This is a genomic window from Halalkalibacter urbisdiaboli (assembly GCF_002156385.1).
GTDB classification, from domain to species: domain Bacteria; phylum Bacillota; class Bacilli; order Bacillales; family Bacillaceae_D; genus Halalkalibacter_A; species Halalkalibacter_A urbisdiaboli.
The window spans coordinates 168,039-183,504 of the sequence record NZ_MVJM01000003.1 but is presented as its reverse complement, the minus strand read 5'-3'; the positions used below and the strand labels follow the sequence as shown (position 1 = coordinate 183,504).

General features: G+C 36.3%; 17 protein-coding genes and 1 pseudogene. 4 read left to right on the top strand and 14 right to left on the bottom strand.

What is annotated here, in order from left to right; translation table 11 throughout:
• Nucleotides 1-51 precede the first annotated feature (51 nt).
• The 7 genes from B1R93_RS15315 to B1R93_RS15285 all read right to left on the bottom strand — a co-directional run bounded on the left by B1R93_RS15315 (nt 52) and on the right by B1R93_RS15285 (nt 5,419).
• Nucleotides 52-1,419, bottom strand: a complete 1,368-nt coding sequence (locus tag B1R93_RS15315) for an ABC transporter substrate-binding protein (protein WP_088104840.1) — start codon at nt 1,417-1,419, stop codon at nt 52-54.
• A 39-nt stretch (nt 1,420-1,458) separates the two neighbouring features.
• On the bottom strand, nt 1,459-2,277 hold the full coding sequence (locus B1R93_RS15310; protein ID WP_088104839.1) for a carbohydrate ABC transporter permease: 819 nt from the start codon (nt 2,275-2,277) through the stop codon (nt 1,459-1,461).
• 17 nt (nt 2,278-2,294) lie between these two features.
• Nucleotides 2,295-3,233 (bottom strand): carbohydrate ABC transporter permease, encoded by a 939-nt coding sequence (locus B1R93_RS15305; protein ID WP_088104838.1) that lies wholly within the window; start codon nt 3,231-3,233, stop codon nt 2,295-2,297.
• Nucleotides 3,234-3,821: 588 nt separating this feature from the next.
• Nucleotides 3,822-4,037, bottom strand: coding sequence for a pepsin/retropepsin-like aspartic protease family protein (locus B1R93_RS15300; RefSeq protein ID WP_088104837.1), 216 nt, complete (start codon nt 4,035-4,037; stop codon nt 3,822-3,824).
• Between the two features lie 172 nt (nt 4,038-4,209).
• Nucleotides 4,210-4,566 (bottom strand): retropepsin-like aspartic protease, encoded by a 357-nt coding sequence (locus B1R93_RS15295; protein ID WP_088104836.1) that lies wholly within the window; start codon nt 4,564-4,566, stop codon nt 4,210-4,212.
• A gap of 34 nt (nt 4,567-4,600) precedes the next feature.
• Nucleotides 4,601-4,852 carry a hypothetical protein gene (locus B1R93_RS15290; protein WP_088104835.1) on the bottom strand — a complete coding sequence of 84 codons (252 nt, stop codon included), beginning with the start codon at nt 4,850-4,852 and terminating at the stop codon, nt 4,601-4,603.
• Between the two features lie 99 nt (nt 4,853-4,951).
• A complete protein-coding gene (locus tag B1R93_RS15285; RefSeq protein WP_165763839.1) occupies nt 4,952-5,419 on the bottom strand; it encodes a VanZ family protein in 468 nt (155 codons plus the stop codon).
• 214 nt (nt 5,420-5,633) lie between these two features.
• Here B1R93_RS15285 and B1R93_RS15280 point away from each other — a divergent pair, with 214 nt between their 5' ends.
• From B1R93_RS15280 to B1R93_RS15270, 3 genes are all read left to right on the top strand, one after another.
• The gene (locus tag B1R93_RS15280) at nt 5,634-6,326 is read left to right on the top strand and encodes a hypothetical protein (protein ID WP_088104833.1); all 693 of its coding nucleotides are present in this window, start codon (nt 5,634-5,636) and stop codon (nt 6,324-6,326) included.
• 137 nt (nt 6,327-6,463) lie between these two features.
• Complete coding sequence (locus B1R93_RS22750; RefSeq protein WP_133058666.1) at nt 6,464-6,823, top strand: hypothetical protein; 360 nt, start codon at nt 6,464-6,466, stop codon at nt 6,821-6,823.
• 180 nt (nt 6,824-7,003) lie between these two features.
• A complete protein-coding gene (locus tag B1R93_RS15270; RefSeq protein WP_088104832.1) occupies nt 7,004-7,699 on the top strand; it encodes an IS3 family transposase in 696 nt (231 codons plus the stop codon).
• Here B1R93_RS15270 and B1R93_RS15265 read toward each other — a convergent pair.
• The 7 genes and pseudogenes from B1R93_RS15265 to B1R93_RS15225 all read right to left on the bottom strand — a co-directional run.
• Nucleotides 7,656-7,787 (bottom strand): annotated as a pseudogene (locus B1R93_RS15265) (transposase); the annotation flags it as partial. The gene B1R93_RS15270 and the pseudogene B1R93_RS15265 overlap by 44 nt on opposite strands.
• Before the next feature lie 70 nt (nt 7,788-7,857).
• Nucleotides 7,858-8,118, bottom strand: a complete 261-nt coding sequence (locus tag B1R93_RS15260) for a hypothetical protein (protein ID WP_088104831.1) — start codon at nt 8,116-8,118, stop codon at nt 7,858-7,860.
• A 298-nt stretch (nt 8,119-8,416) separates the two neighbouring features.
• Nucleotides 8,417-8,686 carry a hypothetical protein gene (locus B1R93_RS15255; RefSeq protein WP_088104830.1) on the bottom strand — a complete coding sequence of 90 codons (270 nt, stop codon included), beginning with the start codon at nt 8,684-8,686 and terminating at the stop codon, nt 8,417-8,419.
• Nucleotides 8,687-9,790: 1,104 nt separating this feature from the next.
• The gene (locus B1R93_RS15240; RefSeq protein ID WP_088104827.1) at nt 9,791-10,150 is read right to left on the bottom strand and encodes a hypothetical protein; all 360 of its coding nucleotides are present in this window, start codon (nt 10,148-10,150) and stop codon (nt 9,791-9,793) included.
• A gap of 469 nt (nt 10,151-10,619) precedes the next feature.
• Nucleotides 10,620-12,458, bottom strand: coding sequence for a heparinase II/III family protein (locus tag B1R93_RS15235; RefSeq protein ID WP_088104826.1), 1,839 nt, complete (start codon nt 12,456-12,458; stop codon nt 10,620-10,622).
• A 433-nt stretch (nt 12,459-12,891) separates the two neighbouring features.
• The gene (gerQ, locus tag B1R93_RS15230) at nt 12,892-13,356 is read right to left on the bottom strand and encodes a spore coat protein GerQ (protein WP_088104825.1); all 465 of its coding nucleotides are present in this window, start codon (nt 13,354-13,356) and stop codon (nt 12,892-12,894) included.
• A gap of 24 nt (nt 13,357-13,380) precedes the next feature.
• Nucleotides 13,381-13,803, bottom strand: coding sequence for a cell wall hydrolase (locus tag B1R93_RS15225; protein ID WP_280949503.1), 423 nt, complete (start codon nt 13,801-13,803; stop codon nt 13,381-13,383).
• Between the two features lie 386 nt (nt 13,804-14,189).
• On the opposite strand from B1R93_RS15225, the gene B1R93_RS15220 reads away from it, so the two are divergent.
• Nucleotides 14,190-15,455 carry an FAD-binding protein gene (locus tag B1R93_RS15220; protein ID WP_088104823.1) on the top strand — a complete coding sequence of 422 codons (1,266 nt, stop codon included), beginning with the start codon at nt 14,190-14,192 and terminating at the stop codon, nt 15,453-15,455.
• The last annotated feature ends 11 nt before the right edge of the window (nt 15,456-15,466 follow it).

Here is a 15,466-nt window from a genome sequence, read left to right as displayed (position 1 = left end):
TAAAAGATTAGAGACTTGAAGATAGCCTCTAATCTTTTTACTATTTTATCATTATTTTACATTTGAATCGATAACTTTCTGCACTGCTTCATGTGCTTTGTTAATAGTAGTATCGAGATCTTGCTCACCTAATAGGAATTTTTCGGCTTCATTGTTGTATGCGGTTACAACCTCTCCAATAAATGGTACAGGAATGTTCACTTTCGCTGCTTGACTAACCTCTAATGTTTTAAGAAGAGAGTCTTTATTAACCATTTCCTCATGAGTTCCTTCAAGTAAATTGTCCAAAACTACGTTTAAATCAGCTCCTGTATAATCAGGCAAGTATTTCCCTTGCATGACAATTCCCTCAGTCGTATACCAACGGATAAACTCAAAAGCTTCTTCTTTATGTTTCGAACCAGAGTACATTGTTAAAAAGTCAGCACCTGCTGGAGTCGTAATCTCATCACCTTCATTTGCTTTAGGATACGGAGCAAATGCTGTTTTGAAAGTTGAAGGCTCCTCTGGTCTTCCACCTGCTTCGTTAATCATCCAGCTTCCGGTCATAATCATAGCAGCACTTTCTGAGAAGAATTGAGGACGGTAAGCTAAATCAAGTGAAATTGTATCAGCATATGGAGTTGCAGAACCCTCTTCATGTCCTCGCTCTCTAATTTCTAAAGACTTCCTCATTAATGGACTATCAATATTTGACGTAACACCATCATCTTTTACAAGGTTACTGTTTTCCATTTGATTCATTGCAGCTAGTTTAATATAATCAACCCATGTATGGAAGAACGTCCCATAACGTTTACTTGAGCCTTCACCCTTTGTTAAAGCAGCCGCATAGTCCATATACTCATCCCAAGTCCAATCAGTAGGGATTGCGAGACCTGCTTCATTAAGAGCGTCTTCATTAAGCATGACAAAGCTCATATTGTATTTACCTGGTAAAGCGTAGTAATTGCCATCAACTCTCGTATCTACACGATAGTCATCTTCATACTTAATACCCTCATTCTCAATATAATCATTTAGTGGTTCAAACATTCCTTGACTAACGCGTTGTGCATAGTTCGCCGCATCATTAATCATAACAACATCTAGTTGATCTCCTGAAGCAGCAGCTAAATCAATTTGCTTCATTGTTTCATTCGCATTATTATTTTCTGGTGTAACGGATTCAACATTAATATGCGGATATTCTTCTTCAAACGCTGCAATTACATCATGCCATCTATCTTGTTCTTCGTTATACCAATGATGAAGCTTAATTGTCACTTGCTCAGTGGTATCCTCTGAACCTCCCGCATCAGGTGTAGGTTCAGAATCCCCATTTGTTTCACCTGAACAACCTACTAAACTTAAAGCTAACGTTGCTCCTAAAATGGTTTGAAATATTTTGTTTGTCTTCTTTCTCATATAAAGATTCATGTAAAAAACCTCCCTTTATCATTGTTTGAATTTGATTTATTATCCTTTCACTCCACCTAATGCAATTCCTTCAATAACATATTTTTGTCCCAAAAAGAAAATTAGAAGAAGTGGAAGGATTGCTGATACTGTTCCTGCCATGATTAAACTGTAAACTTCTCCACTTATTGAAGCGAATCTAGAAATCCCTAATTGAACTGTCGCCAAATGGTCAGACCGAAGGAAAATTAATGGTCCTTGGTAATCATTCCATGTCCAAATAAATCTTAAGATTGCGTAAGTGGATATACCCGGTAATACTAACGGTACAGCAACTTTACGAAATATAGTAAAATGACCGGCACCATCTATTTTTGCCGAGGCTATATAATCATCATGTATCGCAATAAAAAACTGCCTTAACATAAATGTTCCTAACACACTAAAACTATTTAACAGGATTAAACCTAAATGGGTATCAAATAAATCTAAATACATAAACAGCATAAACTGAGGGACTAAAATAGCCTGTGCAGGAATCATGAACGTAGCAAGGACAATAACAAATATTGTATTCCTGCCCTTAAATTCAACTTTTGAGAATCCGTATGCAGCCATAGCTGATACTGTCGTTGAAATAAGTGTAGTAATGACAGTAACTTTGATAGAATTCCAATAATACAAAGGAAAATTCTCTGCCCATACCGTTACATAATTATCCCATCTCCACACACTAGGAATCCATTGAATAGGATAAGTAAACACTTCACTTTCTGGCTTTAAAGAAGCTGAGATCATCCATAGAAAAGGAAGAAGAAACACCATCCCTATCGCCAACATGATAACTGTAATCACAATTTTTGAGACATTTTGTTTCATTATCTCACCTCCTCTCATTAATAATTAACCCATTTCTTTTGCCCATACCACTGAATGGCCGTAATCACTAACAAAATCAATAATAGGATCATAGAAATGGCTGAGGCATAACCAGAGCGCAAGTTTTCAAATGCCTGTTCGTAAAGATAATACACAATCACAGAAGTTGAATATCCTGGTCCTCCACTTGTCAAGACAACAATTAATTCAAAGGCTTTAAAACTGTAAACAATTCCAGTTATCAATAAAAAGAATGTTGTTGGAGATAACATCGGTAATGTAATGTGAAGAAACTTCTTCCATAAACTAGCCCCGTCAATATCCGCTGCTTCATACAAATCGACAGGGATATTTTGTAATGCTGCTAAATAGATAATAAGATTGAACCCAACAGAAGACCAAATACTAATAATGATCACGGAGACTAAAGCCCAAGATGAATCCGCAAGCCAACGCGGAGGGTTTTCTATCCCAATTGCCATTAGAAATTCATTTACTGGACCATAAGACGGGTGAAAAAGTAGTTGAAAAACAATTGCAATTGCTACGATACTCGAGATATAAGGAATAAAATAAACAATCTTGAAAAAAGGCTTAAAATAAACATACTTATTAATAATAATCGCTAACAATAAAGCAAAACCCATCGTTAAGGGAACTGAAAAGATAAGCCAAAAGTTATTTTTTACTGATTGGATAAACAATTCATCTTTTAGCAATTTACTGTAGTTTTCGAGTCCTACAAAGTTCAAATCTTGAATTCCTCGAATAAACACCCAATCTGTGAAACTAATATATAAAGCTGCAATAATTGGGAGAATGACTAAAATTGTTGTTCCGATTACCATTGGTGAAATAAATAACCAACCCGCCCATGTTTCTTTTGTCTTTGTTTTCATCCTCCATCTATCTGTTTTTGTTTTTGTAGACACTTTTACTTGAGGTGTAGAATTCATGTTCTTCACTCCTTCATGCTTAATTGCTACTTCCAGGGAGAAAACTGGAATTATATCAGGGGGAATATTGCTTTGTTATTAATATCTTACTAAGTTGATAAAGCGCTTTCATAACACTATCTTGTCGTTTTATATAACAAATATTACTTTTCCGTTAAAATAATGAAACAAACAGGTTGCAACTTGCCTGCATGTTGTGGATATTGCTTCAATTAAAAAGGACTATCCCGTAAGAAGTAAAATAATCTACGGGACAGTCCTTTTAAAGCCTATCAGCGTTTTGAAACACCAGACCAAACCTTGGCAGTATAGTAAGAACTCATATCTTCTGTAGCATTGAAGCTTAATCAAAAATACCTTTCAAACCCACATCTTACCTTAACTTAAAAGAAGCCGTTCTAAAAAAAAGATTGTTCAATAAACGGGATTCTTCCTTTGGAAAGCATTGTGCATTTTTTATAAAAAAGTGATAATTTTTTGTGATCCACTTATTCAACTAAAGCACCCTTCAACAAATTTAACATTAAAAGGACCCAATTCTAAACAATATCTTAGGTCCCTTAGTTGCTTTTATTCAATTGTAGTTTTTTACAAATCAATAATATAGCCTGCTTTCATCACTAAATCTAATCCTAGTAAACCATTGATATCGTCATATCCAAAATTATTAAAATCTAACTCCACTTCTTTTGCTGTAAATTCACCAATTTGGATTAGGTCTACTCGTTTCCTAAAAACGTGCTCTTTTCCGCCAATTCCATAATTGGTGACAATTCTATCCTGCAAATCCACTCCTAGACCCATTCTGAACCTTATATATTTTATCCGCTATCCATTAGTTGAAAGGCTTGTTCAACTAATGCTACCCTTTAATTTTGGAGGAAAAAATTTACAAACTTATTTAACATAATTTTTTACTTTTGTAAAGCGGCAAAACAAAAAAGACAAGTATAGAGTGCACCTAATATACTTGCTATTAGCTATTTGACTGTAATGATAATTCGTCTATATTTATGACAGCTTTCAATTGTTGTAATAAGTCCAAGCCAATGATACCATCCAAATCAAATCCGTGATTCATTGCACCAATTTCTAAAGCAAAACCTTCTGTTAGCAAATCGCCAATTTTTACTGAATCAACCGTTTTGGAATAGACAAACTCTGATCCTCCAACTCCACTTATACGATATATCATATCATTTTCTTCTGCTACACCCCCTATTGACTCTGCTAAGTCTGTTGACACAACTGTACTTCCTGAGCCAGTATCAACTAATACACGTTGTAAATGAAGCGATTTTCCATTAAATCTTTGTTCCATATCCTTAAGCAATAAACCATCATCAATTTAGTTTTTTCACTATCGCCTAACACCTACCCATTTTTTTCTCAATGATATTAGGCTCCTTCCGGCTAGTATGAAGAACATATAATTCCCGTTTTGGATCTTCTCGATGAATTTCTTGATATGCTTTCATAGCATCTGGAGAATTAGAAAACTTCTTCAAAGGGGCAATCTCATCTAAAATCCGCTCACTTTTCTCATTTGTATATGCTTGTACAGCTTCTATTAAAACCCACTGTTCTGGAAACGCTTGGCACACCTCTTCCCACTTCATTTGAGTCACCTCCAGAATATTTACTTATATTTTATCATGATAAAATAAGATGTAATACCACTAATGAAAGGTCAATGCTTATTAAAGATAAGCCACCCTTTAGTTGAATAACCTCTTTCTTTTTAAATAACTAAAAACCAAAATACCTATAAGTCCACCTAATGAATTTAACATAATATCATCTACATCAAACACACCTAATTGAGTTACGTATTGCACTGACTCAATAGTAAGGCTGAACATCAATATTAATACTATTGTCAAAGCGTTCTTTAATTTAGGTAAAAGGAGTGGAATTAAAACTCCTATTGGGATAAATAGTAACACCATACCGAAAGTATTATAAAACCAAGTATCAAAATTATAGCTATGAATATTAAATAGGTAAGTGCCAATGGTAGCAAAAGGGACAAAATTATGTGACACTCCAGTATAAATCCCATCAAGTCTTCCTGGATAAAACGAACTGACTCCTACAAAGCTAACGAATAACACCAAAGAAATATAGAACAAAATTAAAACAATAACACACCACTTTGATTTCAAATCAACAACTAACAGCTTCAATGGACACACCTCCTCAATAAAAGGTATGTCCATGCGATGTTTGTTATTCTTAACCAGTTAATTACCTCGTTAATGCAACAAGATGTGTGCTGACCTTATTCAAGCATCGCTCCCGTTTGTTAAATAAGGAAACATAATTTTTACTGTATTTATTTCAAAATGTTTCAAATAATAATAATAAGAATAACTAAATGGATGAAAGGATGGAATATTTATGGAACAAGAAGAAAAATGGAAAACCGCTGCTATCTCAATGGCAAGTGATATAAAGGTGCAAACTTTTGGCGGAGCTGAAAAGATAACTCAAACCGTTGAAGATATGGAAAAGGTTCAAATGATTATTAATAATTGGAATTCTATGTCAAAGAAATCAGCAAATCTTACAATTGAACAATATGGTCCTCCGAATGAAGCGATTCCAAGTCGATTAATCTGGTACAGCAATGGACCGTGGAAACGGACTATTGTCTATCGTGATGAAATCCCACATGACTTTCCACAACCCCATACCGATGTTATCGAGCAAGTTATTAATTATAAGGTCCCCCAAGAGATGTTTAATGAGCTTGCGAAGTTTGATGGTAGTATAATCGTGGAAAAGACAAAGGGCGAGGTATCTTCTCGCTGTGATATGGAGGCTGCTAATTTCACTGCCATTAACGTAATGCACGATATTTGTACAGGAAAGTTAAATGCCGAAGAAGGGCGCAATCTTCTCTGTGAGGTTATGTCGGCTCATATGATGAATAAACCAGCACCTTATGCTGAGAAACTTCAGTTCGATGTTTCAAAAAAAGAAAAATATGATACAGACGTTGTGATGATTGCTGATGAAATGGTAGAGCAAGCCATAGAAAAAGTAAACGATATAGTCGATGATAGTATGGGTAATGGTAGGTATCATTAAAAATATAGCAATTCTTTAAGAACTGAACTATAACCCGAATAATGGACACTTATAAAAAAAGTGCCTCTATTCGGGTTTTTTCATGTCTTTAGAAGAAAAACCCGTATAAAAACATTAATTTTGAACGGAGAATCTCTATGAGTAAAAACATCTACACAGAATACCAAATGAAAGAACTTGAGAAAAATCCCAACGTTGCCCGTGTATTCGACCGATCTATTTCCTATCATTCAGCCTTTAAGATTAAGGCTGTAAAAGAGTATTATGCAGGTAAAACACCTTCTCAGATTTTTATTGAGAATGGGTTTAATTTAGATGTTATAGGTAAGGAACAGCCCAAACGCAGTCTGAAACGTTGGCGTGACACATTTGAAAAGTTTGGACAAGCTGGATTTGAGTTAGAACGAAGAGGAAAAGGAAGTTCAGGGAGACCTTCATCTAAAGAGTTATCTGCAGAAGAGAAATTGAAAAAGGCAGAAGCTAAGATAAATTTTTAGAGGCAGAAAATGATTTCTTAAAAAAGTTAGAAGAACTAGAGAGGCAGGCGTTGAAAAGGAAACATTAACGGCATCAGAGAAGTTTCAGCTCATTGAAAAAACAATAAGAGTCCATCAATTAAAGGGGACAGTATCTTACCTATGTGCTTTAGCTAACGTAAGTAAAAGTGGGTATTACGCATGGTTACAAGCGACAACTATTCGTCAAGAGAGAGAAGAATCAGGAACGAGTTAGATATTGAACTTATTAAATGGATATTTGAACATAAGAAAGAAAAAGTAGGTGCTCTTCAGATAAAAATGCTCTTAGAGAATGATTATTTTGTCATTATGAATCATAAGAAAATTAGAAGGTTAATGAAGAAGTTTGGTCTTAAAGCAAAAATAAGACAAGCAAAACCTTATCGAAAAATGCTTAAAGCGACTCAAGAACACCGTACTTGTCCGAACCTACTTGATCGCCAGTTTGACCAGCAGGAGCCTGGTAAGGTGTTATTAACGGATATCACTTATCTTTATTATGGCAGAGGCCAGAAGGCTTATTTGTCTTGTGTTAAAGTTGGTTCAACCAAAGAAATCGTTGCTTATAATATCTCTAGTTCCTTAGAAATGGACTTGGTTTATCAGACACTTGATAAACTTGTAGAAGCCACTGTTCAATTTCATCCAGAGGCAATTCTTCACTCTGATCAGGGAGTCCACTATACGAATCCAATATTTCAGGAGAAGGTAAAGCAATTAGGTATTCGTCAGTCTATGTCTAGAAAGGGCAACTGTTGGGACAACTCTCCAATGGAATCATTCTTTGGTCAATTTAAAGAACACGTCAAGCCCACTTATCAAAAGTTGAAGGGGTTAAGTCATATTCACGAATAATCTCTTTACGTGGTTTACCGCTTTGATAAAGTTGTACGATTTGTCTTTTAAATTCTTCACTGAACGTTCGACGTTTTCTTTTGGTCATCATAGATTCTCCTCAATCGTATTAATTGTAGTCTACTTGAACTTAAAAATTCTGTCCAACTAAGTGTAGCCTATCCAACCGTTGTAATCTTCCATTCATCATTTGGATACTGTTGTTCTAAATATGGCTCTAACATTTCAACTTTTTTATCAATTTGTGCATCAATCCAATAGGGGCGAACTATAATAAATACGCTATATGCTAAAAGAACGACTGTGGCGAATACCAATCCAAACTTTCTCCAATTACCTTTTAAAATAAATGAAATAATTATGATTACTGCAATAACAATACCTACAATCATAAACTCTATTACTTCTGTTGGGTGCATAAGCCCCTCCTTGTAATATTTTTACCTCAATTCCTCTACTCCAAAGCACAAGAAGCGACTGCCTTGTTCCACAATCGCCCCCGTTAGCATTTATGAGTATATTGCATCTATCTGAGGGAGTATATGGTAATAAATGGAGCATAGATTGCCTCCTCTATTCCCGCATGCCTTCATGTAGCCTTTATGATCAACACTCATTCCACTTATCCGTCATTGTTCTTACATGTGGTTTGAAATCCTGCGAATAAGCGAGCATTTATGAGTATATTGCATCTATCTGAGGGAGTTCAAGTAGGAATCAAAAGATTAAGTCAAATATGATAGATGCAAGAAGCATTCCCCATTTTATGAAGATAACTAATAAAATAACCATAAACACTGCAAGAGCCTTTTTACCCCACATTAGATAAACTGTGGCTAATATAAAATAAACTATGAGAAAAAGTATTCCATACGATAAAAAGAGCAAAGTTCCCCATTGATCCATTTCCTCCAAAAAAAATCTTGCTATTAAAAACACCACTATTGTAACTAATGTAATTTTACCTCCAATTTTATATAGAGACATCTCATTACCTCATTCCTTATTACAATCCTCTGTTAAGGTTACGAAAAAACAACGTAAACGTTTCAATATTTATTGAATGCTGCCCGTTAACGGAACAAGGCAAGCAATGCCTTGTTAAAGCATCGCACCCTTTACTTTAATAAAGTAAGAAGCTGTTAATTGAATTAGATTCTAATTTCAATGAAATTCGTAGTATGGGATATAAGGTTTCCTGAATATATTTATCGGTAGTCTGTATTCCACCATAACCTCGTCGCCGATATCATAATTTTCATGGTCTGCACTAAAATACCGCATTTCCACTTTCCTGTTTCTTATTTCAAATACAAAACGATAATGTTCGGGTGTAGTATAAGTATAATTGTTACTTTTTGTGGTTTTTTCCTCCACAAAATATATATCTGTGATTTCCAATTGTTCAATTTTAGTTCTATCAAATAAATCAGAACCATCAACAAGGATAAGAGCAAAAATCGAAATTACAGCTATTTTACCAAAGAACACTTTCTTGTTTACTTTAATTTCTATTACCTCCCTCTCCGCAAATGAGGAATTTCTTTGTTAAACTCTTCTGCTCTGTTAGTGAAAAACGTCTCTACTGCTGTTGCAGGAATGCACCCTTTAGTTGAAGAAGAATAAAACCTATCATCACTCACTAATAATTTACTCTTTTAATTTATCTTCATAAGTTTTTATTTTATAGTTTACAAATAGAACTATAACAAGAGTAATCTGAGATATTAGTACTAAAAATAATCCTAAAAATCTATACCATAAAAAAAGTTAAAGTCATCTAGATAAAAATATCTCCACCATATACTTACTAATAAATCTAGTACTAAATTTATAGTTAATGCATTAAAAGCGGAAATCAAAAAAGACCCTTTTTTTCCAGATACATAAATTCCGTATATAGAACTAATAAAAAATGCAACAACAAAACAAAAAATATATAATATTAAATCGGTAATATTAATCATTCCTTTCACTATCCTTCCTTGTTCAGATGCTCTGTCTCGTCAGTCGAACAAGGAAAGCGATGCTTTGTTCAAGCATCGCACCCGTTAATTGAAGAAAATTAACAATCGTTCTTGTACCTTTTAGTTATCTATTTTGGTTTTCTTCCCACCATTTCTCTTCATTTACAGCCTTTATAAAGTTTCCTTTACTATCCTCAATAGCAATAGCCTCATTGGTATCCGTATCAACTATTTCATAATATTTTGTCCCTTTTTTATAATAGTTTGAGAAGTTACCTGAATAGGAACCTTCTGAAGTAGAATACTTTGTCACTTTTCCGAGTTCTCTTCCTACCAAATTTCCCTCAACTATATCTTCTGTAATGACGTAATTCTTATCATTCCATTTAACAAATGGGAAAGCCCAACTTTTACTTGAACAACCTTGTATAAAAATTACCGATATTATTACAATGATAAATATTTTATTGAAACTCTTCCCCATATCTAAATCTCCTTTCATCATTTTAACCTGTGTCTTATTAAAGTCTTCTGCATCGTTACTTTAAGTACATCTTTTTACAAACTCTCTATATTTTAACATAAATATCCAAATTGATTATTCAAATATTTTGTTCTGTTAAAAAAAGAAAAAATCCTGTTGCTTAAGATACAACAGGATTTTTTTCAAGCTTGATTACAAATGAGCAAACTTTATTTTAAATAATCAAACTTTGTTTTAAACAATCAATCTTTTTTATAAAACTACATCTTCAACGGAAGGAACTATAAACTCTGGTGGAACTCCTCAATTTTGGTTTCTAGTAACGAATTCTCAATTTAATTGTTCATGCTATACGTAACTAAAAACAAACACATCTTATGAACGACTACTAATAGAGAGGCTAATGATAATAGTCCTTATCAATATGTTTCTCACCAGTTCTGCTAAACTGACTGATTTAAAACTTTTCTCACTCAAATTGAAAGACAATCTTCACATCACATTCCTTCTTTAGATTCTTAACACTAAAATCAAGTACAATAAACGCTTCTTTTTCTCCAAAGTGATTAAGAAATTCCATCTTGCTCTGCTTTAGTTCTAATTGTTCACGCTCAAACACGATTCTTAACGTTTGTTCCCCTATAAGCAAAATGCTATCCTCATCTTCCTCTATCGTATGAATAGGCGTGATAAACCTTTCTACAATCGAAGTTGGTTGTTCTACAAAAGAATATGAATCTTCTACTATTAATGTTGGTTTATCAGCCTTTTTCCATCTAAACCGTCTCGATAACCGTTTTAAACAATCGAGGTCATACGCTTTGGAAAGATTTAGTTGAAAGATTTCTTCATTCTCCCCTATTATCGTTTCTTGAATAGTGGCTTGAGATGCTTCTCCTTCTTGTTGGTATACATGATTAATAATTGGAACCGAGTGTCCTTGAGAACCATTACAAAAAATGGAATAGCGTTCTGGACCAAAGGACTTACTCGTATATAAACCAGAACCTAAGTCCATCAAAAAGACCTCATGATTTCCATAAAGCATGAAATGACCAAGATCATTATGATTATGCGGCTCTGCATTATGTCCTCCCTTTGAAGCAAAAGCGTACCGACCACAACTTGATGAGTATCTCGATACAAACCATTGCGCGTTTGGAAGATAATACGTTGCATCTCCCCAAGGTTTTCCTTTTAGACGAGCATCAAACCATAATAAATTCCGCAATGCTGGAGCCCATCTGCTGCAATGATCTTCCGTATATTTCGCACGAATCTCTTTTTCGGGAATGTCAATGTCTGGATACACTCGATGTAAATAATGACTTAGGCCTAAAAAAACATTTGCTTTTGGAACCGCATCCGAAAAGTTTACGGTTACGTTTTTATCAAGAAAGCTTTTTTGTTGAAAGAGTGCAATTTGATGAACTTTCTCTGACTTAAATAAATCGATGTTTCCTTCTGTCTTCTTCTTTAATAAATCAGCAAAATATACATAATACCCGAATCCATATTGCCAATATCCGTACCCTTCCAAACAAGCTCCATCATCGTTAAACCCTTTTAAATAATACTCCATCGTTTCTAACACTCGTTCCAACACAATTGATAAGGCATCGGTATCTTCTATTAAGTGCAATGCTGCTGAACCGATTGATCCAGCACAAACCGATGCCCAATTATGAGTGGCTGTCTCCCAATCGAACCTTTGATAACAAAACGGCCAAAGTACTCTCTTATACACCTCTTCATACATACGTTTAATGATCAGCGGATCAAGAACATGCTCAGTTAACCGTGCAATTTCACTAATAGCAAAGGCTGTTTCTGCAGCAAATAAGTCTATTGTGCGCTCTGCTGATGATTGCTTCTGAAGTGAAAAATGATGTTCCGTTAATGTTTCAGGTTTATTAGTTAAATGAGCTGGTAAACACCATGTATATTCATCACAAATCGACCAGAGCGTATTTTGCAACGCATCAATATATTGTTGATTATCAGGCTCAAGCAATGTCATGAGCGCAAATGTATTTAACCGTCTTCTTTTTTCAAAATAAACATGTTGATATTCAAGACGGGAACCTGTTTCTTCAAATAGTTTAAATAATGAGTAGGTTAATTCAGGGTCAGGTTCATGAATAAGTCTTTGCGCCTCGCTTTTTATTTCCTCTAACATAAGCTGGTAGTGACAATTCCCATTTATTCTATCAAACCAGTTTTGCTGTTCTTGTTTACTTGAAAATAATAGTGATGACATTTCTACGTGACTTGAATTTAATAAATCTCTAATTTGATTCTGATTCATTACATCCCCCTTTTGCATTTATTAATATGTAAAGCAAGAACTTAACACATTTATCTAGCATAAAGACCCTTTTGGCTTCCAAACAACATTGCAATCGGTTCAAATAGACAAACCCCTATAAATTATCTCGACAACGCTTACAATTTTAAATGAATATAGAGATAATGTAATGTCAATATTTTTACTTTATATGGTACGATTTCTACTTTATTATCAACCAGTCTCTATCGGGATTTTTATCGAAGAATCATATGAATCACTGAACAGTTCTTTCTTCCTTCCTCAAAAAATTAGAATCGCAGAAATAGCTCTAACAGGAGACAATCTTATATAACGTAAAAAAAGCACAACGAACACAATATTCATCTACTCGTTGTGCCTTCGTTTTTGAGGCAGCAAAAGAACCGCCCCCTTGCTTCCGCGTTCTTCTAATTTACATTGATGTATCCATGGACGCCGCGGCAGCCGGACTAATTTCCGTGTGAGGATAGTTGATTTGTTCCCCAAATTCTACCCAGTCGAGATTGGCCATCAGAAGCAGGTAGCGTTTCCCGCTGGACGGGTCGCTGATGATGATGTGGTCACGGCCAGCTGTTTCCACGCGTCCTTGATAAACCATTGCATTCCATCTGTTGTTCCCTTGGTAAGTAAAATAGAAGGTACCAATCTTCCCTTTGTTAAAGCGCAGGATATTTTCGATAAATGATTCTTCCACCACGCCTGTCGGGAATTGCTGCCCAGTCCCCATAGGAACCACCGGGACGGAATATGACGGCCCAGAAGGCATATTCATAGATAAGTCACCTGGTTGTTGTGCAGGATGACCCTGCATTGTCGAAGGCGGATAATAACCAGAAAAATTAGTCGATGGATAATAACGAGAGTTTCCAAATGTCATGTGAAGCTCAGCTCCTTTTTTATTTTAGCGATAAAACTCTGGGCAATAGCCCGGTACAGCGACATAAAAGCAATGATTTTTGTGTGCAAAATCAAACTGCGTCATGGGGGATCTTGGCATCGTGGGGGTACAAGGATCTCGGTATTGCCGTCCCGGACTAGGGTTAAAAAACCACAAGTTCATTCTGGCCCGAGGCTCCCTGTAACCTTGCAGCAAATCCCTAGCCCTCTGGAGGTCAGCTTCGTCGGGACGCTGAGTATACAACGTTCCATTTAAGACGGGCTCGAAATGAGGGATTTCAGTTCCAGGGATGGTTTGATAAATTGCATGCCTAATATTACGCAAATTTTGGAAGTCTGGAGCACAGTCTGCCTCCACCCGATTGGCCACAACCGTTCCGACCATGCTCATCCCTTGGGCTCCTTCTCCTATCGCTTCCGACAGCATGAGCCTCGCTAACGCATCCACGTCACGGGAAGTATGTTTTATTCGTCTACCCATTTTCTCACCCCCTTCAGCCTATTAGTAACCTATTGTCTAAAGATAAGTTTGGCAACTTGTCACTCAGCCCAAAAGTTGCCTAAAAAAGGTGCCTGCCCCCGCCCAATGTAAAGCCATTCAGCACTAGGGTCAGGCTTGCTCTCCTCCCCGCTTTATTACGAGCTAACAGAACCCTACGAGAAAGAATCATAGGGACGGTGCTTCCGCTTCGTATTACAAAAAAAAAGAAGCAAGAGAACCGCCCCCTTGCTTCCTGACTCATGGTATTATGATGAGGAAGTCTATTTAAGAATTTTTACTAATCATGCAAAAAAAGGAGGCGGACTCATTCTATGAAAAAGAATTGGGCAGGTAATTTTCAATATAGTACAACGAACTGGCATGAACCTGAATCAGTTGAAGAGATTCAACAATTAGTTTCAAAGGTTACGAAGCTACGTGTAGTCGGAACGCGTCACTCGTTTAATAGCATCGCCGATTCGAATGACAATATCGTATCTTTGCAAAAGCTCAACAAGGTTTTATCCATTGATAAGGAAAGGCAAACCGTAACCGTGGAAGCCGGAATTAAGTATGGAGACCTTTGCCATGAGCTTCAGCAACATGGCTATGCCTTACATAACCTTGCTTCCCTTCCACACATATCAGTTGCTGGCGCTTGTGCCACCGCCACACATGGTTCCGGTAATGACAATCCAAATTTAGCTGCAATTGTTCGCGCTATGGAAGTTGTCACCGCTGATGGAAGCATTGTCACGTTTTCAAAGGAAACATCAGAGGAAGAATTACTTGGCTCGGTTGTGGGACTAGGTGGATTGGGTGTTGTAACCAAACTAACACTAGATATCGTTCCAAGCTATCAAATGAGACAGGATGTTTACGAGAATCTTCCACTAGCACAACTAGCTGACGATTTTGATACAATTTATTCTAGTGCGTATAGCGTTAGTCTTTTTACTGATTGGCAGGACGATACGTTTAATCAGGTGTGGCTGAAAAGTAAGGTGACGGATGGTCAGACTATTTCGTTGGGAGAGGACTTTTTTGGAGCAAAAGCTGCCAAAGAACCTCTCCATCCCGTACCTGGGGTTGGAGCAGAGAATTGTACAGCGCAGCTCGGTGTGCAAGGAGATTGGCTTGAGCGCGTGCCCCACTTTCGAATGAATTTTACCCCTAGCAAAGGCCAAGAGCTCCAAAGTGAATATATTTTTGCCCGTGAGCATGCCTATGAAGCTCTTTGTGCCATTAGTGAAATCCGTGACCATATCACCCCACATCTACTAACATCAGAAGTGCGGACCATTGCAGAGGATGAGCTTTGGATGAGTCCATCTTATAAGCAGGATTCGGTTGCGATTCACTTTACGTGGCAAGATAAATGGGCGGACGTGCAGCAGGTGCTCCCGCTTATCGAAGCCAAGCTTGAACCGTTTCAAGCAAAACCACATTGGGGAAAACTATTTACGACCTCCCCTGAAAAAATCCAGTCCCTATATGAAAAGATGCCTTCTTTTCAGGAGCTTCTTATGAAGTATGACCCGAATGGGAAGTTTCGTAATCGTTATTTGGATAAATATATTTTCAATAACGCAAAGTGAATTCGTTATAA